21 protein-coding genes are annotated in these 22402 nt (G+C 71.5%); 10 read left to right on the forward strand and 11 right to left on the reverse strand.

Features of this window, described 5'->3' with window-relative positions:
• Positions 1-78: 78 nt before the first annotated feature.
• Together LQF12_RS00860 and LQF12_RS00865 are read right to left on the reverse strand one after the other, a co-directional pair.
• Positions 79-1404 carry an ABC transporter substrate-binding protein gene (locus LQF12_RS00860; RefSeq protein ID WP_231054126.1) on the reverse strand — a complete coding sequence of 442 codons (1326 nt, stop codon included), beginning with the start codon at positions 1402-1404 and terminating at the stop codon, positions 79-81.
• 122 nt (positions 1405-1526) lie between these two features.
• Positions 1527-2699, reverse strand: coding sequence for an MFS transporter (locus LQF12_RS00865; RefSeq protein WP_231054127.1), 1173 nt, complete (start codon positions 2697-2699; stop codon positions 1527-1529).
• Between the two features lie 109 nt (positions 2700-2808).
• Between LQF12_RS00865 and LQF12_RS00870 the strand changes: the two genes are divergently transcribed.
• Entirely contained in the window at positions 2809-4548 is a 1740-nt protein-coding gene (locus LQF12_RS00870) for a gamma-glutamyltransferase family protein (RefSeq protein ID WP_231055647.1), read from the forward strand.
• 78 nt (positions 4549-4626) lie between these two features.
• On the forward strand, positions 4627-5136 hold the full coding sequence (locus LQF12_RS00875) for a gluconokinase (protein WP_231054128.1): 510 nt from the start codon (positions 4627-4629) through the stop codon (positions 5134-5136).
• 50 nt (positions 5137-5186) lie between these two features.
• Here the strand turns inward: LQF12_RS00875 and LQF12_RS00880 are convergent, their stop codons facing one another.
• Positions 5187-6134 carry an NAD(P)/FAD-dependent oxidoreductase gene (locus LQF12_RS00880; protein WP_231054129.1) on the reverse strand — a complete coding sequence of 316 codons (948 nt, stop codon included), beginning with the start codon at positions 6132-6134 and terminating at the stop codon, positions 5187-5189.
• An 80-nt stretch (positions 6135-6214) separates the two neighbouring features.
• On the opposite strand from LQF12_RS00880, the gene LQF12_RS00885 reads away from it, so the two are divergent.
• From LQF12_RS00885 to LQF12_RS00900, 4 genes are all read left to right on the forward strand, one after another.
• On the forward strand, positions 6215-6802 hold the full coding sequence (locus LQF12_RS00885) for a helix-turn-helix domain-containing protein (protein ID WP_231054130.1): 588 nt from the start codon (positions 6215-6217) through the stop codon (positions 6800-6802).
• A 171-nt stretch (positions 6803-6973) separates the two neighbouring features.
• On the forward strand, positions 6974-7456 hold the full coding sequence (locus LQF12_RS00890; RefSeq protein ID WP_231054131.1) for a hypothetical protein: 483 nt from the start codon (positions 6974-6976) through the stop codon (positions 7454-7456).
• A gap of 87 nt (positions 7457-7543) precedes the next feature.
• Positions 7544-8020 carry a DUF8738 domain-containing protein gene (locus LQF12_RS00895; RefSeq protein WP_231054132.1) on the forward strand — a complete coding sequence of 159 codons (477 nt, stop codon included), beginning with the start codon at positions 7544-7546 and terminating at the stop codon, positions 8018-8020.
• Between the two features lie 198 nt (positions 8021-8218).
• Positions 8219-9805: a peptide chain release factor 3 gene (locus LQF12_RS00900; protein ID WP_231054133.1), complete on the forward strand. Its 1587-nt coding sequence runs from the start codon at positions 8219-8221 to the stop codon at positions 9803-9805.
• A gap of 87 nt (positions 9806-9892) precedes the next feature.
• Here the strand turns inward: LQF12_RS00900 and LQF12_RS00905 are convergent, their stop codons facing one another.
• The 6 genes from LQF12_RS00905 to LQF12_RS00930 all read right to left on the reverse strand — a co-directional run bounded on the left by LQF12_RS00905 (position 9893) and on the right by LQF12_RS00930 (position 16814).
• The gene (locus tag LQF12_RS00905; RefSeq protein WP_231054134.1) at positions 9893-10612 is read right to left on the reverse strand and encodes a DUF624 domain-containing protein; all 720 of its coding nucleotides are present in this window, start codon (positions 10610-10612) and stop codon (positions 9893-9895) included.
• Positions 10613-10623: 11 nt separating this feature from the next.
• On the reverse strand, positions 10624-11514 hold the full coding sequence (locus LQF12_RS00910; protein ID WP_354004689.1) for a carbohydrate ABC transporter permease: 891 nt from the start codon (positions 11512-11514) through the stop codon (positions 10624-10626).
• Positions 11514-12440, reverse strand: a complete 927-nt coding sequence (locus tag LQF12_RS00915) for a carbohydrate ABC transporter permease (protein WP_231054135.1) — start codon at positions 12438-12440, stop codon at positions 11514-11516. Before LQF12_RS00915 ends, LQF12_RS00910 begins: the two co-directional genes overlap by 1 nt.
• Before the next feature lie 68 nt (positions 12441-12508).
• Positions 12509-13807, reverse strand: coding sequence for an ABC transporter substrate-binding protein (locus tag LQF12_RS00920; RefSeq protein ID WP_231054136.1), 1299 nt, complete (start codon positions 13805-13807; stop codon positions 12509-12511).
• Entirely contained in the window at positions 13804-15804 is a 2001-nt protein-coding gene (locus LQF12_RS00925; RefSeq protein ID WP_231054137.1) for a DUF2264 domain-containing protein, read from the reverse strand. The genes LQF12_RS00920 and LQF12_RS00925 overlap by 4 nt, the downstream gene beginning before the upstream one ends.
• Positions 15801-16814 carry a hydroxyacid dehydrogenase gene (locus LQF12_RS00930; RefSeq protein WP_231054138.1) on the reverse strand — a complete coding sequence of 338 codons (1014 nt, stop codon included), beginning with the start codon at positions 16812-16814 and terminating at the stop codon, positions 15801-15803. Before LQF12_RS00930 ends, LQF12_RS00925 begins: the two co-directional genes overlap by 4 nt.
• A gap of 189 nt (positions 16815-17003) precedes the next feature.
• On the opposite strand from LQF12_RS00930, the gene LQF12_RS00935 reads away from it, so the two are divergent.
• A complete protein-coding gene (locus LQF12_RS00935) occupies positions 17004-18101 on the forward strand; it encodes a LacI family DNA-binding transcriptional regulator (protein ID WP_231054139.1) in 1098 nt (365 codons plus the stop codon).
• Between the two features lie 111 nt (positions 18102-18212).
• On the opposite strand, the gene LQF12_RS00940 is transcribed toward LQF12_RS00935, so the two are convergent.
• Positions 18213-18701, reverse strand: coding sequence for an AMIN-like domain-containing (lipo)protein (locus LQF12_RS00940; RefSeq protein WP_231054140.1), 489 nt, complete (start codon positions 18699-18701; stop codon positions 18213-18215).
• A 352-nt stretch (positions 18702-19053) separates the two neighbouring features.
• Between LQF12_RS00940 and LQF12_RS00945 the strand changes: the two genes are divergently transcribed.
• Together LQF12_RS00945 and LQF12_RS00950 are read left to right on the forward strand one after the other, a co-directional pair.
• The gene (locus LQF12_RS00945) at positions 19054-19323 is read left to right on the forward strand and encodes a hypothetical protein (protein ID WP_231054141.1); all 270 of its coding nucleotides are present in this window, start codon (positions 19054-19056) and stop codon (positions 19321-19323) included.
• Entirely contained in the window at positions 19320-19748 is a 429-nt protein-coding gene (locus LQF12_RS00950; RefSeq protein WP_231054142.1) for a type II toxin-antitoxin system VapC family toxin, read from the forward strand. The genes LQF12_RS00945 and LQF12_RS00950 overlap by 4 nt, the downstream gene beginning before the upstream one ends.
• 198 nt (positions 19749-19946) lie before the next feature.
• Here the strand turns inward: LQF12_RS00950 and LQF12_RS00955 are convergent, their stop codons facing one another.
• Positions 19947-21221: an alpha-L-fucosidase gene (locus LQF12_RS00955; RefSeq protein ID WP_231054143.1), complete on the reverse strand. Its 1275-nt coding sequence runs from the start codon at positions 21219-21221 to the stop codon at positions 19947-19949.
• A 23-nt stretch (positions 21222-21244) separates the two neighbouring features.
• Between LQF12_RS00955 and LQF12_RS00960 the strand changes: the two genes are divergently transcribed.
• The gene (locus LQF12_RS00960) at positions 21245-22399 is read left to right on the forward strand and encodes a serine hydrolase domain-containing protein (RefSeq protein ID WP_231054144.1); all 1155 of its coding nucleotides are present in this window, start codon (positions 21245-21247) and stop codon (positions 22397-22399) included.
• The last annotated feature ends 3 nt before the right edge of the window (positions 22400-22402 follow it).

Here is a 22402-nt window from a genome sequence, read left to right on the forward strand (position 1 = left end):
GCCCGGACACAGGTTCCATGCACCGACCTACGCTCTGGGATGGGTCGGCACGTGGAACCTGTGTCCGTGGCGGCCCGGCTACTCCGCGATCGCTTCGTTGGCGGCGTCCTGCGCCTGCTGCAGCGCCTCCTCCACCGGCAACCGCCCGGCGAACATCTCCTCGAAGTACGGGGCGATGGCGTTCGCACCGGCGTTGGCCCGCGGGCCGAGCGGCGCCGCGATGGTCTCTCCCTCGGCGGCGGCGATGAACTCCGAGGTGTCCACGCCCTGCTCGTCCCAGTAGCTGATGAAGGACTCCTGCGCCTCGGTGGAGGCGGGGAACGCGGCCCCGTTCGCGCCGAGAGGCTCCTGCCCCTCCGGGGTGCCGAGCCAGCGCAGCACCTCCAGGGTGGCGTCGTAGTTCTCACTGTCGGCGTTACCGACCGCGGCCACGCTGTGCACCACGCTGACCCGCCCCTCCGGGCCCTCCAGCATCGGCGCCAGTCCCCACTCGAACTCGGCGTCAGCCATGTGCGGCAGCGCGTACTGACCGGACTGGAACAGCGCCATCTTCCCCTGCACGAACAGGTCGCGCGCGAGGTCGCCGTTCTGGTTCGTCTCCGCCGCCGAAGGTGAGACGTGGTGGGTGTTGATCAGCTCCACCAGGTACTCGAAGGACTCCACCCCGGCGGGGGAGTCGAAGGCGTACTGGTCGCCGTCCTGGTACTGGGCGCCGTTGGAACCGAGGAAGTCGATGTAGATCGCCTGCAGGTCGTTCTGGGCGTTGAAGGCGTACTGCTCGATGTTCTCGGCGTCGAAGCCGTCCTCGGCTGCTGTCACGCCGCTGGCATCCACCGTCAGGTCCAGGGCGGCGGGCAGGAAGGTGTCGTTCTCGCCACTGGGGTCCCAGCGCAGCGTGGCCGGGTCCACGCCCGCTTCCTCGACCAGCTCGGTGTTGTAGAACAGCGCGATCGAGTCGGTCAGCTGCGGCACGCCCCACACCGAGCCGTCCCGCGTGTAGAGCTCGACGGCGGAGCTCACCAGGCCGTCGTTCTCGCCCAGTTCCTCGCCCACGTCGATGAGGTTGCCGTTGTCGGCGTAGATGCCGAAGTTGGAGGTGTTGGTCCAGAAGATGTCGGCCATGGTGTTCGAGCCGATGTCCTGCGGGAGGCGGTCCCAGTAGTTCGCCCACGGCACGGTCTCGACGTCGACGGCGATCTCCGGGTTCTCCTCGGTGAAGGCCGCGAAGGACTCCTCGTACGCCTCCGCGGCAGCCTCGTCCCAGAGCCGGAACGTGACCGTGGTGGTGTCCGCGCCCGCGTCGCCACCGTCGTCGTCGGAGCTCCCGGGGGAGCAGGCGGCCAGCGTCAGCGCGGCGACGCCGAGAGTGGCGACCGTGATGGGAATGCGTGCAGGGGTCCTCATGGCTCTTCCGTCCTTCGTCCTCGCGCCGGCCCGGCCCCATGGCCGCGGTGGCATGTCGGAACCGTAACCGCCCCCATGGCCCAGGGCGCGCTGCGGGCCGGGTCGCGACCGAATCGTGATACTCAGGCGTCCGGGTCGGGAGCGGGTGGCGTGCGCCCGAGCCGGTAGGCGACCGGGGCGAGCGCCGCGATCGCGAGCGCCAGCACCACGAAACCCCACGGGTAGCCGGCTCCGGCCACCACCACGCCCAGCACCACCGCGCCGATGCCGACGCCGCCGTCGTAGGCGATGTTCCACACGGTGCTGGCCGTCCCGAGGCCGTTCCGGCCGGCCCGGGTCATCACCGTCACCAGCGAGTCGTTCTGCACCGCCCCGAATCCCAGCCCGAACACCGCGGCCGCCAGCACGGTCAGCGCCCCCGCTTCGGTCCCGGTGGTCAGCGCCACCCCGAGCATCCCGAGAGCGCTCAACCCCGCCGCCGGCAGCAGCAGCCGCCCCGCGCTCACCCGGTCCCCGATCCGCCCGGCCGTCACTCGCCCGAGCACCATCAGCGCCGAGAGCGCGAACAGCGCCGCGGTGGCCGTGCCCGGGTCCGGCACCGCGATCGGCACGAACGTCGTCGCACCGCCGAGCGCCACCGCGGTGGCGGCGAAGACCGCCGTCGGCGCCAGGAACTTCGCCCACGTGCGCATCGGCAGGTGCCCGGTGCTCCCGCGCTCCGGGCGCGTGCGCCCCCCGGAGATCGCGAAGGCCAGTGGCACCGCCAGCAGCGCCAGCACACTCGCGGTGAGGAACATCGGCGCGAACCCCCACGTCTGCGCCAGCCACACCCCGGCGGGCAGCGCCACCACGTTCGGCAGCCCGGCCGCCACGCCGTACACCCCGGTGGCGGTCGCGAGCTTGCCTGCCGGTGCCAGCTCGGCCGCCATCGCCGCACCGGCCACCACCACGAGGGCGAACCCGACCCCGCGCACGGCCGAGATCGCCACCAGTGGCACCACTGCTGCGGAGGCGAGATAGAACGGGGTGGCCATCGCCAGCAGCAGCGATCCCGCCACGATCATCTGCCGCAACGTCACCACCGCGAAGATGCGGCCCATCGCCAGCTGCGTGAGCACCGTGGCTGCCATCATGGCGCCCGTGATCGTGCCGACCAGCGCCTCGCTCGCGCCCCCCTCGGCGGCCCACAGCGGGGCGACCGGCAGCATCAGCGCGTAGTTGGCCAGCCCACCGACGGTCGCCACCAGCAGCAGCACCATGTCCCGGTGCAGGAGCCGGTCAGCGGAAGCGGTCACCACCACTGCCTATCGCATCGCCGGCGGCCCCGTCACCTCGCCGGCCGTCCCTGCGTACGCTGGCACGGTGACGTTCACCACCCGCCCCGAGCTCGTCGGCACCCACGGCATGGTCGCCTCCACCCACTGGCTCGCCTCGGCGAGCGGAATGGCCGTCCTGGAAGCAGGCGGCAACGCGTTCGACGCGGCCGTCGCCTCCGGGCTGGTGCTGCACGTGGTCGAACCGCACCTGAACGGCCTCGGCGGGGACATGCCTGTGCTGTGTCACGAGGCGTCCACGGGCCGCACCTTCACCGTCTGCGGCCAGGGGGTGGCGCCGTCGTCGGCCACGGCGGCGGCCTACGACGCCCTGGGGATCGAGGAGATCCCGGGCACCGGCCTGCTCGCCGCGACCGTCCCGGGCACCTTCGGCGCGTGGGTGCTCATGCTGGAGCGGTACGGCACCATGCGGCTGCGGGACGTGGCCGGCTACGCCATCGGCTACGCCCGCGGCGGGTACCCCTTCCTCGCCCAGGCCGCGGCCGCCGTCGCGAACCTGGAGGACGTCTTCCGTGGGCACTGGCACGCCTCCGCCGAGATCTATCTGCCGGGTGGGCGGCCCCCGGAGGCGGGGGACCGGTTCCGCAACCCGGCGCTCGCGGACACCCTGGAGCGCCTCGTCGCCGAGGGTGAGGCCGCCGGGGACGGCCGCGAGCAGCAGATCGAGGGCGCCCGGCGGGCGTTCTACTCAGGGTTCGTGGCCGAGCAGCTCGCGGCGTTCGCCGCCACCGAGCAGTACGACGGCGTGGGTTCCGGGGCCCATCGCGGCTTCCTCACCGGGGCCGACCTCGCGGCCTGGCACGCCACCGAGGAGGAGCCGGCCACCTTGGACTTCGCCGGGGTGCAGGTGGCCAAGACCCAGGCCTGGGGCCAGGGACCGGTGCTGCTGCAGCAGCTCGCGATGCTGGACACCTTCGACCTCGAGGAGATGCCCACCGCGGACCTCGTGCACACCGTCACCGAGGTGGCCAAGCTCGCCTTCGCTGACCGCGAGGCCTGGTACGGGGATCCTGAGCACAGCGACGTCCCGATCGATGAACTGCTGAGCACGGACTACGCCGCCGAGCGCGCCGGCCTGGTCGGCCGCGAGGCGAGTGGGGAACTGCGTCCGGGCAGCCCGGCCGGCCGCACGCCGCGCCTGCCGGCGCGGGTGGTCGCCGCGATGGCCGACGGCGGAGCCTGGTCCGACGGCCTGGCCACCCCCGGCCAGGGGGAGCCCACGGTCGCCCGGGGTGACACCTGCCACCTGGACGTGGCCGACCGCTGGGGCAACGTGGTGGCGGCCACGCCGTCGGGCGGGTGGTTGCAGTCCTCCCCGACGATCCCCGGCCTCGGGTTCGCCCTGGGCACACGGGCACAGATGTTCTGGCTGGAGCAGGGCCTGCCCTCCTCACTCGTTCCCGGCGCCCGCCCCCGCACCACCCTCAGCCCGGGGCTGGTGCTCGGGGAGGGCAGGACGCTCGGGTTCGGCACGCCGGGCGGGGACCAGCAGGACCAGTGGACCGTGCCCTTCCTCATCAACCACCTGGTGCTCGGGATGGGGCTGCAGGAGGCGATCGACGCGCCCTCCTGGCACTCCACTCACTGGCCCAGTTCGTTCGCCCCACGGGTGGCCCAGCCGCGCGGGATGCGCATCGAGGGCCGTATCGGGGACGAGGTGGTGGCCCAGCTGCGCCGCCGCGGACACGAGGTGGAGGTGGCCGGCGACTGGTCGCTCGGCCGGATCAGCGCCGCCGGCCTGCACACCGACGGGATGCTGCACGCGGCGGCGAACGCCCGGGGGATGCAGGGCTACGCCTCCGGGCGCTGAGGGCTCTGTGGGCGCTGTGGGCCCGGCACCCCGGCGGGCCGATTCGGTGCTCGCCGGTGCCGCTGGGAGAATGAGGACATGACACACACCCCCAGGCACATCGTGGTGATGGGCGTCTCCGGCAACGGCAAGAGCACGATCGGTGCGGCGCTCGCGGCGGATCTCGGCGCCGTCTTCCTCGAGGGAGACGCCTTCCACTCCGAGACCAACGTGGCGAAGATGAGCGCGGGAACGCCTCTGACCGACGAGGATCGGTGGCCATGGCTGGATGCCCTGGCCGCCGAGGTCGAAGCCCGCGACGCGGCGGGCGAGGGCACCGTGCTCGCCTGCTCGGCGCTGCGCCGCAGCTACCGGGACCGGCTCCGCGCCCGGGTGCCTGGCCTGTACTTCGTGCTGCTCTCGGCGTCCTACGAGACGATCCTCACCCGGATGCAGGCGCGCCAGCACTTCATGCCACCGGCCCTGCTGCGCTCGCAGGTCGACACCCTCGAGACGTTGGCTCCCGACGAGGCCGGTGCCGTGGTCGATGCCTCGGTGTCCCCCGAGCAGGTTCTCAGCGCCTCACTGGCGGCGCTGCGCACGAACTGACGTGCAGGGGCGCTGCCGTGCCGGATATGGCACGGCACTGCCCAGGCCCGTCAGTTGCGTCCGGCGACGGCGCGGGCCGCGTCGGCCATCACCATGTCGGCGTTGATCATCGCGCCCGCCTGACCGCCCGCCGCAGCGGCCGGTCCGACCTGGGCGGCCATGTCGGTGACGTTGCCGGCCGCCCAGACCCCCGGCACGTCGGTCCTCCCGGTCATCGCCTCGGCCGGGATGTGCACCCCCATGCCGCTCGGGTGCTCGACCGGCGTGAGTCCCAGGCCGGCCAGGAAGCCCGCCCGGGCCACCATCCGGGTGGCCACGGCGATGGCCTCCCGAGGCACGAGCGTGCCGTCGGCGAGGCGGACGCCGGTGATCAGGCCCGCCGCCTGCTCCACCGCGGCCACCTGGCCCGCCACGACCCGGATGCCGACGGCGGCCAGCTTCTCGCGCTCCTCCTCACCGAGCGCGGCGTCGTGGCTGAAGACCACGACGTCATCGGAGAGCTGGTGAAACAGCAGCGCCTGGTGCGCGGTCATCGGACCGGTGGCGAGCACGCCGATCGCGCGGTCACGCACCTCCCAGCCGTGGCAGTAGGGACAGTGCACCACGCCGCGCCCCCACTGCTCGGCCAGGCCCGGCACCGCCGGCAGCACGTCGACCACCCCCGCGGTGACGAGGATGCGCCGCGCCCGGCTGGTGCGGCCGTCGGCCAGGCGGACCTCGAAGTCGTCCACGCTCCCGGCGACGGCGGCCACCTCCCCGGCGATCACTTCACCGCCGTAGCTGCGCACCTCCTCCTGGCCGCGGGCGATGAGCTCGGCCGGGGGCGTGCCCTCGCGGGCGAAGAGCCCGTGCACCGCCTCGGCCGGTGCGTTGCGCGGCCGACCGGCATCGATCACGGCCACGCTGCGGCGCGAGCGCGCCAGCATCAGCGCCCCGTTGAGTCCCGCGGCGCCGCCGCCGATCACGATCACGTCGTATGAGTCCTGCAGTTCGGTCACGGTGACCACCTCCTGCCGACAGCATCCGGCTCCTTGGCGTTCGGTGGCAAACATGTTTGCTGCTGTGGCAAACTAACCGGATGGATGAGCTCGAGCAGGCCCTGGAAGGCGTCGGACCGCGGCTACGGGGGTTGCGCAGCGAGCGCGAGCTGACGCTCTCCGAGCTGGCCGCCGGCACCGGGATCTCGGTGAGCACGCTCTCGCGCCTGGAGTCCGGCGCGCGTAAGCCGACCCTGGAGTTGCTGCTGCCCCTGGCCCGCGTCTACGGCGTCTCGCTGGATGAGCTGGTGGACGCTCCTCCGACGGGGGACCCGAGAATCCACCTGAAGCCGATGAAGGCGCACGGGATGACGATGCTGCCGCTGACCCGCCGGCCCGGCGGGATCCAGGCGTACAAGCTCGTGATCGCGGCGGGGCCGCTGAAGAAGCCGGAGCCGAAGACGCACGAGGGCTACGAGTGGATGTACGTGCTCAACGGGCGGCTGCGGGTGGTGCTCGGCGAACACGATCTGGTGATGAAGCCCGGCGAGGCGGCCGAGTTCGACACCCGGGTGCCGCACTGGTTCGGATCGGCGGACGGGGAGGCGGTGGAGTTCCTCAGCCTGTTCGGCACACAGGGGGAGCGAGCGCACCTGCGTGCGGCTCCGCGCAAGCGCTCCGGGGACTAGGTTCGCTCGGTTCCGCATCCCTCCGCGCGCAGGCCCCTTCCCGCTAGCGTGTATCAGACCGGCCGCGGTCTGTACCTGAGCGGTAGGTGGCTCCGGCACACGGGGCCTCACTGATCCGGAGGGAATGGCTTCATGAGGCGTCACGGCGGTAGGACGGGCAAGGCATGTGCAGTGGTGGCAGCGATCGCGCTGGCCAGCGTGACCGGCTGCAGCGTCGAGAGCTTGGTGGAGGAGGGGTTCGAGCGCGCCGTCGAGCAGGGCAACGACGGCGAGAACGTCGACATCGACCTCGACTCCGAGAACGGCGGCTTCGTGGTGGAGAGCGATGAGGGCTCGTTCTCGGTGGGCGGTGACCTGCCCGCCGACTTCCCAGCCGACATCCCGCTGATCGAGGGCGAGATCCTCAGCGCCTCCTCGATGCAGTCCGCGGACGCCTCCGGCTGGGCGGTGCAGATCCAGGCCGAGGGCGAGGGCGCCTTCGACCGCGCCGAGCAGGCGTTGCGAGACGCCGGCTTCACCGAGGGCGAGGAGTCACTCTCGGTGGCCGCGGGCGATCTCGTCATGGCGGGTCTGGTCAATGATCGCTGGCAGGTGCTGCTGAGCGCGATCGACACCGAGGGTGTGGTGAGCTACACGGTGACCGAGCTGTCCTAGCCGCCTCCGGGTACACCCAGGGGCCGGCGTCTCCCGCGCGGACCGACCCGGGCAAACCTATGATGGGGGCCTCAGGAGGTGCGGCCCATGCGCCAGATGCTCGCCGGTGTTGCTGCGGCAGCCCTGCTCGTGCTGACCGCGTGCGGCGCGAGCGAAGAGCCCGGCAGTCCGGCCACGACGACGCCGGCGCCGGACGGGAGCGGGCAGGGCGCCGATCCCACGCTCGAGCCCTCGGCTGATCCGGACGAGGACGAGACCGGCTCCGACTCGGATGACCTCTCCGAGGAGCAGACCGCCGCCGTCGCCGACCTTGCGGAGCGGCTCGACGTCGGCACCGAGGAGATCTCGGCGGGTCCGCTCGAGCAGGTCACCTGGCCCGACGGCGCGCTCGGTTGCCCCGCGGCGGGGCAGTCGTACACCCAGGCGCTGGTGGAGGGATACCGGCTGATCCTCACCCACGAGGGTGAGGAGTACGCCTACCACGCGGGCGAGGACGGTGAGCTGGCCTACTGCGCCGACCCGGTCGATCCGGCTGCGCCCGGGACCGAGGTCGAGACCGAGTAGCCGGACGGCGGATCCCGCCGCTGTGGGCGTGAGGTGGAACCAATCTCACACGGGCCCGCTCCGAGGGATCCCTCACGTGTCGGTAGTGTTGTTCTCTGGTGCGTCCGGAAGAGCGGATGACCGAGCGTGGCTGCGGCCGGCGCCCATCAACCCTCGCCGCGAGCTGCGGCGCCGACACCAGGAGGCGGTCTGACCAGCGTGACCACACAGCGGACCGACGATGCGCTGAGCGAGGCGGCCCACCGCCGCACCATCGCCGTCATCTCCCACCCCGACGCAGGAAAGTCCACGCTCACCGAGGCCCTGGCCCTGCATGCCCAGGTGATCGGCGAGGCAGGCGCCGTGCACGGCAAGGGGAACCGGTCCGGCGTCGTCTCGGACTGGTTGGAGATGGAGCGCAAGCGCGGTATCTCCATCACCTCGGCCGCCCTGCAGTTCGCCTGGGGAGACCTGACGATCAACCTGCTCGACACCCCCGGGCACGCCGACTTCTCCGAGGACACCTACCGGGTGCTCACGGCCGTGGACTGCGCGGTGATGCTCATCGACTCCGCGAAGGGCCTGGAACCACAGACCTTCAAGCTGTTCGAGGTGTGCAAGCGCCGGGGCGTCCCGGTGATCGCGTTCATCAACAAGTGGGACCGGCCCGGGCGGGAAGCGCTCGAGCTGATCGACGAGATCACCGAGCGGCTCGATCGGGAGCCGCAGCTGGTGACCTGGCCCGTCGGGATCGGGGGGCCGGAGTTCGGACTGCTCGACGTGGCCACCGGAACGGTGCACGTCTACCGCAAGGCACCCGGCGGCGCACAGCTCGCCGAGGACGACGAACTCGGGCCCGACGCGGCCGCCGACCGGTTCGGGGAGGACGACACCCGCGCTCGGGAAGAGGCGGGCCTCCTCCCGGAGCTGGATCCGCAGGCGCCCAAGACCGAGGTCATGCCGATCCTGTTCGGTGCCGCGCTCAGCAACATCGGAGTCCGCCAGCTCTTCGAGACCATCCATCGGTGGGCGCCCGCCCCCGGGGACCGGGACGCCCGCGACGGAGGCGAGCGGCAGGTCGACTCCCCGTTCTCCGGCTTCGTGTTCAAGATGCAGGCAGGCATGGACCCCAAGCACCGCGACCACGTCGCCTACGTGCGTGTCTGCTCAGGTGTGTTCGAGCGGGGCATGGTCCTCACCCACCAGCCCTCCAAGCGAGCCTTCGCCACCAAGCACGCGCTCTCGATCTTCGGCCGTGACCGGGAGGTGACCGACCGCGCCTACCCGGGGGACGTCGTCGGCCTGGTCAACGCCGCGAACCTCGCGGTCGGAGACACCCTCTACGACCCCGAAGGTCCTGCGGTGGAGTTCCCGCCGATGCCGGTCTTCGAGCCCGAGCACTTCGCCTCCGCGCGGGTGGCCGACCCGAGCGCGTCGAAGAAATTCCGCCGCGGGATGGACAAGCTGGTCCAGGAGGGCGTGGTGCAGCGCCTGGTCTCGGACCTGCGCGGAGACGGCAACCCGATCCTGGCCGCCGTCGGGCCGCTGCAGTTCGAGGTGGCCGCGGACCGGATGGAGCACGAGTTCGGGGCCCGGCTGGTGCTGGACACGCTCCCGTACTCCCTCGCCCGGAAGATCGACGAGGCCGGCGCGGCCCAGATCTCCGGGATGCACGGGGTGGAGATCGTCCGCCGCCACGACGGCGTCCGGTTGGCGCTGCTGCGCGACATCTACCTGGCCCGCTCGATCGGGCGCACCCACCCCGACGTCGTCCTCACGCCGCTGCTCGCCGACGCCTCCGTCTGATCGAGCGGTCGCGCTCCCGGCGACTTGCCGCATTCTGTCGGCTCGCGCCGGGCGCATGCGACAGATCGGGGCAACGCGCGGGCGTGCCTACAGCTGGATCGAGGATCCCTGCGGCAGCACCGGCTTGAGGGTGTAGCGCGAGTTCCCCCACGTCACGTACAGCAGCGGCGTCGCCGCCAGCCCGACGGCGACCGCCGGCTGGGCCACGAACAGGCCCGCCAGCAGCGCCAGCACCACGAACGATCCGATCGTCAGGTACCAGCGCCGTACGCCGAGGTAGAGCGAGGCGCGCAGCACGTCGCGCAGGCGGGCCTCCGGCCGCTCGACGCTGGCCACCAGGGCGAGCAACGCCGTCGCCGCGGCGAGGGCCAGCAGCACCGCCAGCAGCGGCGTCAGGACCGCGCCCCAGCGCGAGCCCCACAGGGCGAGCACGTCCACGACGAGCACCACGGCGGCGCCGGCGAGCATCGCCCCGAGGGCGAGCGAGCGCCGCAGGTGCCGCGCCCAGGAGCGCCAGAAGGTCCGCACCACCTCGGTGCCCTTCGTAGTGGAGTAGTGACTGAAGACGGCGAACGCGGCCGTGAGTGCGGGTGTGGCGAGCACACCCGCACCCAGCAGCGCCGGCCAGGAGGTGCGCGGGTCGGTGCTGACGAGCAGCACCAGCAGCGGGAGGGTGGCGAGCAGGAGCATGGCGTTGGTGCCGAGCACCAGGTACCCGACGCCGATCACCGTCTCCCAGGTGTCGGCCGAGGGCATGCGCAGCAGACGCCTGCGCGCCGGCTGCCCGCCTCGCCCCGTGCCCACCATGGCCGCCATTGTCAGCCCTTGAGGCCGGCGGTGGCGATCCCCTGCACGAAGTAGCGCTGCCCGAGCATGAAGATCAGCGCGATCGGCAGGACCGAGATCACCGAGCCGGTCATGATGAGGGCGTACTCGGCGTTGTACTGGGAGACGAAGGACTTCAGTCCGATCTGGATCGTCCACAGGTCCCGGTCACGCAGGTAGATCAGCGGGCCGAGGTAGTCGTTCCAGGTGTTGACGAAGGTCAGCAGCGTCAGCGTCGCCACGGCCGGGCCGGACAGCGGCAGCACGATCCGGCGCCAGATCGAGTACTCGGACAGCCCGTCGATACGGGCGGCCTCCGAGAGCTCCTCCGGGATGGACTCGTAGTACTGCTTCATCAGGAACACCCCGAAGGCGCTGAAGGTCTGCAGCGCCAGGATGGACCAGAGGGTGTTCGACAGGCCTACCCGCGAGAGCATGATGAACTGCGGGATCATGTACGCCTGCCACGGCACGGCGATGGTGGCCACGTAGGTCAGGAACAGCACGTCCCGGCCCGGGAAGCGCATCTTCGAGAAGCCGTAGGCGGCGAAACTGCCGGTGAGCACCTGCAGGAAGGTCACGCCCACCGAGAGGATCAGGGTGTTCTTGACCCAGGTGAGCATGTCCGCGCGCGCCCAGATGTCGATGTAGTTGCGCCAGACCACCGGATCGGGCAGCCACTGGATCGGCACGGAGAAGACCTGGTTGTTGGTCTTCAGCGAGGAGGTGACCATCCAGAAGAAGGGCAGCATGATCGCCGCAGCGGCCACGATCATCGCCACGTAGAGCAGCACCCGGCCGACGATCTTGCGCCCCTGACGGGGGTCCTTGCGCAGCTGCGGCGGCGCGGTGGCGCTCGGGCGATCGAGGGTCACGGTCGCCATCAGACTTCCTTCCTCTTGTTCAGCAGGAACTGCACGACCGTGAGTCCGAGGCAGATGAAGAACAGCACCACGGCCACGGCGGAGGCGTAACCGAAGTCGTTCTCCTCGAAGCCCTTGCGGTAGATGTACTGGGCGAGGACGAGGGTGGAGGTGCCCGGGCCGCCGTCGGTCATCACCAGGATCAGGTCGAGGACCTTGAAGCTCTGGATCGTCAGGATCACGGTCACGAAGAACGTGGTCGGACGCAGGCTCGGCACGGTGACGTTCCAGAAGCGCTGGACGGCGTTCGCGCCATCCACCCGGGCGGCCTCGTAGAGCTCACGCGGGATGGCCTGCAGGCCGGCGAGGAAGAGCAGCATGTAGTAGCCCATCTCGCGCCACACGCTGGTCAGCACCACGGCCGGCATCGCCCACGTCGAGGAGGTCGTCCACCCCGGCGGGTTGTCGAGGCCCAGCGCCATCAGGAATTGGTTGATCGGCCCGGAGTCGGGCGAGAAGAGCATGTTCCACACCACCGCGATCGCCACGATCGAGGTGATGTAGGGGAAGAAGGCGACCGTGCGGAAGAAGGCGATGCCGCGCATCTTGTGGTTGAGCAGCAGCGCCAGCCCGAGCGAGGCGGCCAGCGTCAGCGGGATGTGCAGGGCGGCGTAGTAGCCGGTGTTGAACAGGGCCGTGTGGAACGTGCCGTCGGTCAGCAGCCGGGAGAAGTTCTCCAGGCCGATCCAGTTCGCCTGCCCGAACGCGTTCCACGAGGTGAACGCGATGTAGAACAGGGCGATCACCGGCACCAGCGTCAGCACGGCGAAGCCGATGAAGTTCGGGAGGATGAAGGTCCACCCGATGAAGGTGTTGCGCAGCGTCAACCGGCTGCGGTTCCGGCGCGGGGGCGTCGGCGCAGCGGGGGCGTCCACGGCTGTCGCCATGGTTCTCCTCCTCGATCAGTGGTGCCGGCCGGCCCATGCGGGCCGGCCGGCACCGGTAACAGGGTGGGTCAGCCGAGAACCTCGGACTGCGCCCGGTCCATCGCGTCGGCGATGGCGTCCTCCGGGGAGGATCCACCGGAGAGGATCTCCGAGTGCGCGTCGTTCAGGATGTTCTGCAGCGTGGCGGTGTCGGCCGAGACCGGGTTCTCCGGGAGCACCTCGTGGGTGGAGAAGGTGAACTGCGAGGTCTCGTCGGTGGGGATGCCCTCGATGGAGAAGAAGGTCTCCGTGACGGCCTCGTTGGTGACGGCCGGGGTGATGCCGATCTCGGCGAGCGCCGTGGCGGCGTCCTCACTGGCCACGAACGCCAGGAAGTCCTTCGCGGCAGCAGCGGTGTCGGCGTCGACGGCCGGGTTGACGCCGATACCGGTCGGGTCGGCGAAGGTGACGGGCGTCTCGGTGGTGCTGGCGTCCATCTGCGGTGCCGGGGCGAAGCCCCAGTCGAACTCCTCCGCGTCGCCGCTCTCCTGCTGGGCGAGCAGCGTGGCCACGTACCAGGAACCCATCGGCATCATCGCGGCCTGCTGGGTGCCGAACTGGGACTGGTAGGTCACCGAGTTGGTGGTGATCGCACCGAAGCTCATCTGCGCGTCGTTCTCCTGCAGCTCGAGCACGCGCTCGTACCAGGGCACCAGGTACTCCCAGTTGCCGGAGAGCACATCGGCCTCGGGGTCCTGCGCGTTGGCGAAGCCCTGGAGCGTGGACTGCCAGCTGTGCTGGTAGGTCCCGAGCGCATCGCCGCCGAGCGCGTCGGAGAGCTCCTCGGCGTTCTCGGCGTAGTCGTCCCACGTCCACGAGCCGTCGGGGTAGTCCACGCCGGCCTCGTCGAAGAGGTCCTTGTTGTAGTACAGGTACCAGGCGTCCTGGCGGTAGGGCACCGCGTAGGTGGTGCCGTCCACGGTGTAGGCGTCGATCCCGGCCAGGTCCCCGTCGATCTCCGAGACCACGTCGCTGACGTCGAGCAGCTGCCCGCCGTCCTCGTAGGTGACGAAGTTCTTGAGGTTCTTCAGCACGTACATGTCCGGGGCCGAGCCCGCAGCCAGGTCCGCCACCATCTGGGTGTCGTACTCGGTGGCGTCGTACTCCTTGAGCTCGACCGTGACGTCCGGGTTCTGCTCGTTGTAGGCGTCGGCCAGCACCTGGAACTCAGGGGTGGTGCTCAGGCTCCAGCCGGCGAGGCTGATGGAGTCGACGTTCGACGCATCCCCCTCACCGCCGCTCCCGGTGTCGTCGCCGCCGCTGCAGGCGGTCAGGGTCAGTGCTGTGGCAGCCAGGGCGGCTGCGCCGGTCAGCATGGTGCGCTTCATTGCGTGATCCTCTCCTTGAGGTCTCGTGCCCGGATGGGCGTGGGGGTGTTTTTCGTGGTGTCCGTGGGTGCCCCGCCGAGATCGACGGTGGTACCGGAGCCGTCCGCCCACTCGATCCGGGCTGTCAGGCTCGGCTCGAGACGGACGGAGGGTGGCGGCGGCAGCTGGTCGCTACCGGCCAGACCGAGCGCGAGGGCGTACCAGCCCGGCGCCGGTGCAGTACTGAGGATGCCGACGCAGGTGTGCGCGCCGAGGGGGGTGACGTCGTCGTGGTGCTCGGTGCGGTGCGCCGTCCAGCCGTGCAGGCCGAGCAGGGCGGCCTCGTGGGCGGTGCTGCGCAGCAGATTCCCGACGGCGGGGGGTGCGTCCGCGCTCTGCCCCGGCGTGGGCAGGGCCTGGGTCTGGACGCCGGAGTCGTCCGAGAGCGCCCAGCCGCCCGCCTCGAGCGCGCTCGCCTCGGGGGCGGGGCTCTCGAGGTGGATCAGGCGCACCTCCCAGGCCCCGTGCAGGACCGAGATGGTGGTGATCGTCCCGGCGTCGGTGGCCTCTCCCTGGGCGCCGGAGCCGTGCAGCTGCTGCTGCTCGGCGGGGCGCAACCAGTGGGCGTTCGCGCGGGAGGCGGCCACGGTGGCCACCGTGCTGTCCGAGGCGTCCACCTCCAGGGCGGTCATGCCGCTGCGGTGGCTGCGACGGCCGGAGCCGTCGGTGAGCACCACGGACTGGTCGGCCGGGTTCTGCCAGGCATCGGCGTGCAGCATCGGGAAGGTCGCGGTGGAGTAGGCCAGGCGCGCGTACAGCGGCGAGTCGCCACCGGTGCTGCCCGGCAGGGCGTGGTCGGTGCCGTGGTTGGCCAGGCGCACCACGCCGTCGGCGGCGGTGGCGCTGACCGCCCAGCCCGGGGCGGCGATGGTGCGCAGGGTGTCCGACTCCTCGTGCGGGAGCGGGTGCTCCGGGGCGCTCCACACCGGGTGATCGGCGGGCAGGGCCAGCCCGAGCAGGCCTTTGCTCGCCCAGTAGGGGGAGCCGGTTCCGGAGTAGGACTGGGCCAGGGCGCGCCACGGGCGGTGCCAGCCCAGGTCGAGCAGGCCGCGTTCGTTCGGCACGTGGGCGGCGAAGTGGTCCACCACCGCGAGGCCGGCGCGGCGCAGGGTGCCCAGCGGCACCGAGGGCACCTGCGCCAGGGCGCCGGCCCAGAACGGCCCGGCCGCGGCGAAGCGGTAGATGAGGCTGCGGCCCTGGATCAGGGGGGCGCCGTCGGTGCCGATCAGGTGCACGGCGTCGGTGAGGAAGCGGTCCAGACGCTCGCGGTCGACCTCGGCGCGGGGTGCGGCCAGGTCCTCGGCGCCGGCCATGCGCGCCCACAGGGTGGGGTACAGGTGCATGGCCCAGCCGATGTAGTGGTCGTAGGAGCGTTCGTCGCCGTCGCGGTACCAGCCCTCGCGCTCGTAGAACTCCTCGTGCAGGGCGAGATCGTCCTGGATGTCGGAGAGCCGGTGGGGCCCGTCGACCGAGCGTAGGAAGGTCTCGACGGCGATGCGGAACCACAGCCAGTTGCAGCGCGGGTAGGTCTCGTCCCCGACCACCTCGGCGAGGTAGTCGACGACCTGCTCCTGGGTGCGCGCGTCGAGGCTGTCCCACAGCCAGGGACGGGTCAGGTCCAGGATCAGGGCGAGCGAGGCGGCCTCGACCTTGGCCTGCGGGTGCTCGGTGGGCCGGACCCAGCGCTGGGGGTGGTGCGGGTCGGTCCCGGCGGCCAGGCCGCGGGCGTACGGCTCGAGCCGGGCGCCGTCGTCGTGACCGTCTCCCGCAGCACGGAAGCCGGCCGCCAGGAGGGTGCGGGCGAAGCCTTCCAGGCCGTCCACGGCGGTGCCGTACCCGCCGGGGGTGCCCGGCAGGGTGATCAGCGAGCCGGCGGGGGAGCGGTACGGCTCGACGGCGGCCAGCAGCCGGTCGGTGAAGGCGACCAGCTCGGCGCGGGTACGGACGCGGTTGCTCATGCGCTCACCGCCGCGGTCTCGCCGGTGACGGCGCCGGGCAGCGGCCGGCCGGCGGCCAGGGCCTCGAGGCCGTCGAGGGCGAACTGGGCCAGCCGGCGGGTCTCGGTACCGAGCGAGCCGGCCAGGTGCGGGGTGACGGTGACGTTGCCCAGTCCCAGCAGGGGGTGCTCGGCGGGCAGGGGCTCGGGGTCGGTCACGTCGAGGATCGCGTCCAGCCGGCCGGCCATGCACTCCACCAGCAGGGCGTCGTGATCGATCAGCGCGCCGCGGGCGGTGTTGATGACGGTCGCGCCGTCGGGGAGCAGGCCCAGCTCGGCGGCGCCGATCATGTGATGGGTCGAGGGCAGCAGCGGGGCGTGCAGCGAGAGGATCTCGGCGCGCGTCAGGACGTCGTGCAGCGGCAGCAGCTCGGCGCCGAGCCGGCGCACCTCGGCGGGGTCGGCGCACGGGTCGGCCACCAGGACCGGGCCGTGGTCGAGCACGCGGAGCAGATCCAGCACGCGGCGGCCGATCTTCGACAGACCCACCAGGCCGATGGTGCGGCCGTAGTTGGAGAGGGAGTCGTCGCCGAAGGAGCTCTCCCAGGTGCCGGGGTGGAGCCGGCCGTGCGCGGCGAGCGGGAGGGCTCGCTTGCCGGCGAGGATGATCGCGGCGAGGGTGTACTCGGCCACCGGCACCGCGTTCATCTCGGCGGCGGAGGTGACGGTGATGCCGCGGGCGTGCACGCTGTCGGGGACCAGTCCGCGGACGCTGCCGGCGGCGTGGATGATCGCGCGCAGGCGCGGGGCGGCGTCGAGCTGGGCGTCGGTGATCGGCGGGCATCCCCAGGAGGTGAGCAGCACCTCGGTCTCGGCGAGGCGCTCGGCGCCGATCGCCTCGATGCTCTCGACGCAGACCGGGTCAGCGAGAATGGCGAGGTCGCTCAGACGCTGCAGCTCGGCTCGTGCGAACTGTCGCCGGAAGGTTGCCGGTGCCATCACCGCAGCGGTGAGGGGGCGGATGGTCGCCACGGCAACTCCTTTGGGTCCGACACGATCGAAATCCGATCAAAACAACCTCGTACGATCGGTTACAGTAAGTTCGATCAACTCGAGATGTCAACCGGACACGGCACGGCGCTCGTGCAGGCAGCCGGACCCGCCGCCGCGGGCTCTACGCTGACGGACCAGAGACGAGGAACGATCGTGGCGAGGGATGTGATGGCGCAGACGTCGAACGAGGGACGACGGCCCCCGATGGGGTCGCGCCAGGCCGAGGTGCTGGCGGCGGTCTCGGACCGGGGAACGGTCCGGGTGACCGAGCTCGCCGAGGAGCTCGGCGTCACTCCGGTGACGGTGCGCCGCGCCGTCTCGGACCTGGCCGATGCCGGGCTGGTTCGCCGCGTGCACGGGGGAGCGACCGCCGTCGGGCCCCGGGTCTCGAACGGATCCGCCGGACCGGTGGGCGCCACCGTCGGGATGCTGGTGCCCTCACTCGATTACTACTGGCCGGACGTGGCGCGCGGCGCCGAGGAGGAGGCCAAGCGTCTCGGCCTGCGGGTGCGCCTGCGCGGCTCGGTCTACCAGGCGGCCGACGAGCGCGGTGATCTGGAGCGACTCGTGGAGGCCGGCGCCGACGGCCTGCTCATCGCGCCGACCCTCGACGGCCCCGGCGGTGAGCTCGTGCGGGAGTGGCTCGCGGACGCGCCGGTGCCGGTGGTGCTGATGGAGCGCACCGCCTCGGTGGGGGCGGTGCAGCGCTCGGTGGAGTCGGTGATCACCGACCACTCCGACGGCATCACGATGGCCGTCCATCACCTGGTGGGCCAGGGGCATCGCACGATCGGGGTGGCGCTGAGCCAGGACTCCCCGCACGCGCCGCGGTTGCGCACGGACTGGCTGGCGGCCTGTGCGGATCACGGGCTGGATGCCCCGGCTGCGGTGGACCGGCGGATCCCCGACCGGCGCGAACCCGACTTCGATTCGACGATCGAGTCGATCGTGGCGGACGTGATCGCCACCGGCACTACGGCGCTGCTCGTGCACTCCGACCCCGAGGCCATCCGGTTGATCCAGTGCGCGCAGGAGCGCGGCCTGAGCGTGCCCGGTGACCTGTCGGTGATCTCCTACGACGACCAGGTGGCCGCGATGTCCGCGCCGGCGCTGACGGCCGTGCGCCCGCCCCGGCGCACGATCGGACGCACGGCGGTGGGTCTGCTCGCGGCGCGGATGGCGGATGCCGGACGGCCGGTGCACCGGGTGCTCGTGAGCCCGACGCTGATGGTGCGGGACTCGAGCGGGCCGCCGAACGAGGCCTGACGCGGGCCGGCCGCCACGGACACAGGTTCCGGGTGCGGAGCCGCTCTCCAGGCGCCGACACGGGCTGGAACCTGGGGTGGTGCCGGGAAGTGGGGTCGGCGCGAGTGGAGTTCAGTCGGGGTGGGCGACGTCGACCACCACGCGGGTCGGATCAGTGAGGGAGAAGACGCGGAAGTCGGCGCGATCGTGGCCGACGCCGAGGTGAAGAACGTGAGAGCCGCCGGTCTGTTCCTGGTAGTCGATGTCGGTGATGGCGGCCCCGGGAGCGTCGATCTCGGGTGTCTCTGCCCAGACTCCGTCGTCCGAGACGCGCGGGGAGGCGCCGATGATGGACACCTGCAGGATGTCGGTACCGGTGATGGGAATCTCCCCAACCGGTCCTTGCGAGCCCGCGCAGTCGACGTAGGCCACGTAGAGGCCCGGGTCGCCGCTGTAGCCATGAGGAAGGACGTACTCGGCGACGAACCGGTCGAACCCGTCGTGCGCCGCGGCCCGGAGGTCGAGTAGTTCGAGGCCACCGCCACTCTGCTCCTGAATCTGACTGGCATAGTCGTAGGGCACGAACGCGCCGGGCTCGGGCCTCGGGAGCGAGTAGTCCATGTCGTCGGCGTAGGTGAGACCGCCTCGACATCCGGAGCCCGAGTCATCGGGAGGCGCTGGTGAAGTCGGGGCGGCTCCTGGGTCTGTGGCTTCCCCCGACGTCCCCGACGCGTCCGGCACGCTCGGCCCCGGCGGCGCGGTGGGTGTAGCGGAGTTCGACGACGATGAAGGCGCAGGCTCGACCGAGCCTGTGCACCCGACGGCCAGCACAGCGACGACAGCCGCGGATGTGATGATCCGGACCCCTCGCATGGCATCCCCCTTCGCCGGCCCCTCGTCCAGCCACGGTAGGTCGCCGCGCTCGGCCTGTCGACCGCAGGATCGTCAAGGATACACATGATACTGTATGTGTATGTCAGGGATGGAGCGCCGTCTGCAGTTGCTGCTCGATCGTGCACGCTATGAGCGGGTCGCCGCCGAGGCAGCGCGCTCACAGCGCAGTGTGGCGGCCGTCATTCGCGAAGCCATCGACCTGCAGTTCCCCGACGATCAGGACGATGAGCGCGCGCGGGCGGCGCAGGCATTCCTTGCCCTGCACACCGATGCTGGACCCGGCGAGGATGCCGCGGAGCTGAAGCAGCGGATGGCCGAAGAGACGGCTGGGAAGATCGACGCCCTGTGACGCCGCTCTTCCTGGACCCGGCGATCCTGTTGCTCGCCATCGGTGGCGAGCACCCGGACCGAGACCCCTGCCGAAGGATCGTCGAGAGTGCTGCGGCCGGCAGGCTGCGGCTGCACATGAGCGTCGAAGGCGGGCAGGAGTTCCTCTTCCACCGGATGAGGCGTGGTGATCGTGGCCAGGCGCTTGCCGCCTTTGATACCATCCGGTCGATGGTGATCTGGCACGACTTCACCTCGGAGGTCCTGCTGGCTGCCCGGGACCTGGTCGCCGCCTCGCCGATACGGGGGCGTGACGCGGTCCACGCCGCCACCGCTGCGAACGCCGGCTTCACCCGCATCGTCTCGACCGATGCGGACTTCGACGCCCTGCCGGCACTGGTGCGGGTCCACCCCGCGGACCTCGAGTCTCCAGCAGCCGGTATGTGACTTACGTGCGGCAGTCCGAACCATCGCGAGGTGGGTCAGGCTGCCGGAGGTGGGTCGGGCGGGTGATCAGTCCGGGTGGGTCCGGTCCGTGAGGGAGGAGACCCGACGCCGCACCCCGCTCGACCCACCGTCCAGGCGTGGACCTGGCTTGCACCTGATGTCGATGCCGGGAAAGTAGGTCCGCGGGCGGGGAGAGCCCTATTCCGGCTCGTCGGTCGGCGCCAGGTACTCGATCTGCGGCACCCCGTGCGTGCCGGCGTGGTGCACCGACACCCCCGCCAACGCCGACCCCTCGCCCACGCAGGTCACGCGCAGCCGCTGCGCCGTCACAGGCGGATGGGCGTGCAGCCGGCGATGCCCGACCGTGCCGGCCTCGGCCAGCAGCACGTCGCCGTCGAGGTCGGCGCCCTCCACGCTCACGCGATGCGCCGTGACGCGCTGGCCCGCGCTCAGCTCCTCCGCGAGATCCAGGTGATCGAAGGTCACGGGAGCCTGGAAGTCGACCTGCCAGACGCCGTCGGCCATCTGCGTCAGCACCCCGGCCACGGGCGAGCCGAAGCGGGAGTCCAGCGCGGCGCGCAACTCCCGCAGCCGCTCGACATCGGCGTCGTCGAGCAACCCGCGCGTATCCGGCGGCACGTTCAGCAGCAGGTTCGCTCCCAGCCCGACCGACCGGTAGTAGACCGCGAGCAGGTGCTCCACGCTCTTCGGGCCATCATCGGCCGCCCAGAACCAGCCGCGCCGGATGGAGACGTCCGCTTCCGGTGGCACATAGCGCGCCTCGCCCAGCCGGATGACGGTCTCGGTGTAGTTGTCCAGGCTGGCGGTGTCGACGGCGTAGCGCACCGGATCGGCGGCCAGTCCGTCCTCGTTCCCGATCCACCGGATTGTCGGCGTGCCCATGTTGAACACCATCGCGTCCGGCTGCAGCTCGGCCACCAGCGCCATGATCGCGTCCCAGTCATAGCTGCGACCCGCCGAGCCGGCGCCGTCGAACCACAGTTCCACCAGATCGCCGTAGCCCGTGCACAGCTCGCGCAGCTGGGCGAGGTAGAGCGCGTCGTAGGCCTGCGGGTCCGGGTACTCCGGGGCGTGCCGGTCCCACGGGGACAGGTACAGCCCGAGCCCGACGCCCTCGGCCCGGCAGGCCTCGGCCACCTCGGCCACCAGGTCGCCCTGCCCGCCCCGCCAGGGAGAGGACGCCACCGAGTAGTCGGTGGTGGCGGTGGGCCAGAGGCAGAACCCGTCGTGGTGCTTGGCGGTGAGCACCACGTACCGGGCCCCGGCTTCCTTGGCGGTGCGCACCCACTGGCCGGCGTCGAGGTCGGTGGGGTCGAAGGAGGAGGCGGGCAGGGTGCCGTCGCTCCATTCCTTGCCCGCGAAGGTGTTGACCCCCACGTGGAAGAAGAGGCCGAGCTCGAGGCGCTGCCAGGCGAGCTGGGCGAGCGAGGGGGAGGGGTGGTGGACTGTCACCGGTCCAGTCCAGCATGGGCGGTATGGATCGCGCACTTCTGGAGCACCGGCTCGCCGCCCACATCGGCCCCGGCGCCATCCCCGGCCTGACCTGGTACGTCCGCGACGGTGACCAGGTGCTCACCGGCGCGCTCGGTCACCGCGACCTCGACGCCGCCGCACCGATCGGCACCGACGAGGCGTTCCGTATCGCCTCGATGACCAAACCGGTGACGGCGGCCCTCGCCCTGGTGCTGGTGGGCGACGGTGCCGTAGGGCTCGCCGAGCCCGTCGACGCCCATCTGCCCGAGCTCGCCGACCGGCGGGTGCTGCGCCATCCGCACGCGCAGATCGAGGACACGGTGCCGGCCGCTCGTCCCATCACCCTCGCCGACCTGCTGACCGGCACCAGCGGTTGGGGGATGGACTTCACCGACTTCAGCCCCACCCCGCTCGACGCCGCCTGGGCCGAGCGCGGCATCGTCCCTGGTCCGCCCGCGCCGGCCGGTGACCTCAGCATCGACGCCTGGCTCACCGCCGCCGCCGATCTCCCGCTGCGGCATCAGCCGGGCGAACGCTGGCTCTACAACACGCCCTCGCTCCTCACCGGCCTGCTGATCGAGCGGGTCACCGGCGCCCGGCTCGGGGAGGTGATGGTCGAGCGCCTCCTCGAGCCCCTCGGCATGACCGACACCGGCTTCTGGGTGCCGCCCGCGCGCCGGGACAGGTTCGGCGCCTGCTTCGGCGCCGGCACCGACGTCTACGACCCCGCCGACGGTCAGTGGGCTGCGATCCCACCCCGCGACGGCGGTGACGCCGGCCTGGTCTCCACGGTCAGCGACTACGGACGCTTCGCCGATCTGATCCGGGCCGGGGGCGCCGTCGGGAAGCGCCGGCTGATCCCGGAGGAGCTCGTGCGGGCGATGATCACGAACCAGCTCCCTGCCCACGTGCTCGCGCGCGGCGGCCCATCCCCCGAGCCGGGCGCGGGCTGGGGCTACGGCTGTGAGGTGCGCACCACCCGGGCAGCCAGCGGCCTGGCGGCCGGCAGCTACGGCTGGAACGGCGGCCTCGGCTCGCGCTGGTTCACCGACCCCTCCCGCGGCCGCACCGGCATCCTGCTGACCAACCGGATGTGGACCTCGCCCGAGCTGCCGCCGGTGTTCGAGGAGTTCGAGGCGATGGTGGCCGCGGCGTGAGCC

The sequence above is a fragment of the Ruania suaedae genome, from assembly GCF_021049265.1.
GTDB classification, from domain to species: Bacteria; Actinomycetota; Actinomycetes; order Actinomycetales; family Beutenbergiaceae; genus Ruania; species Ruania suaedae.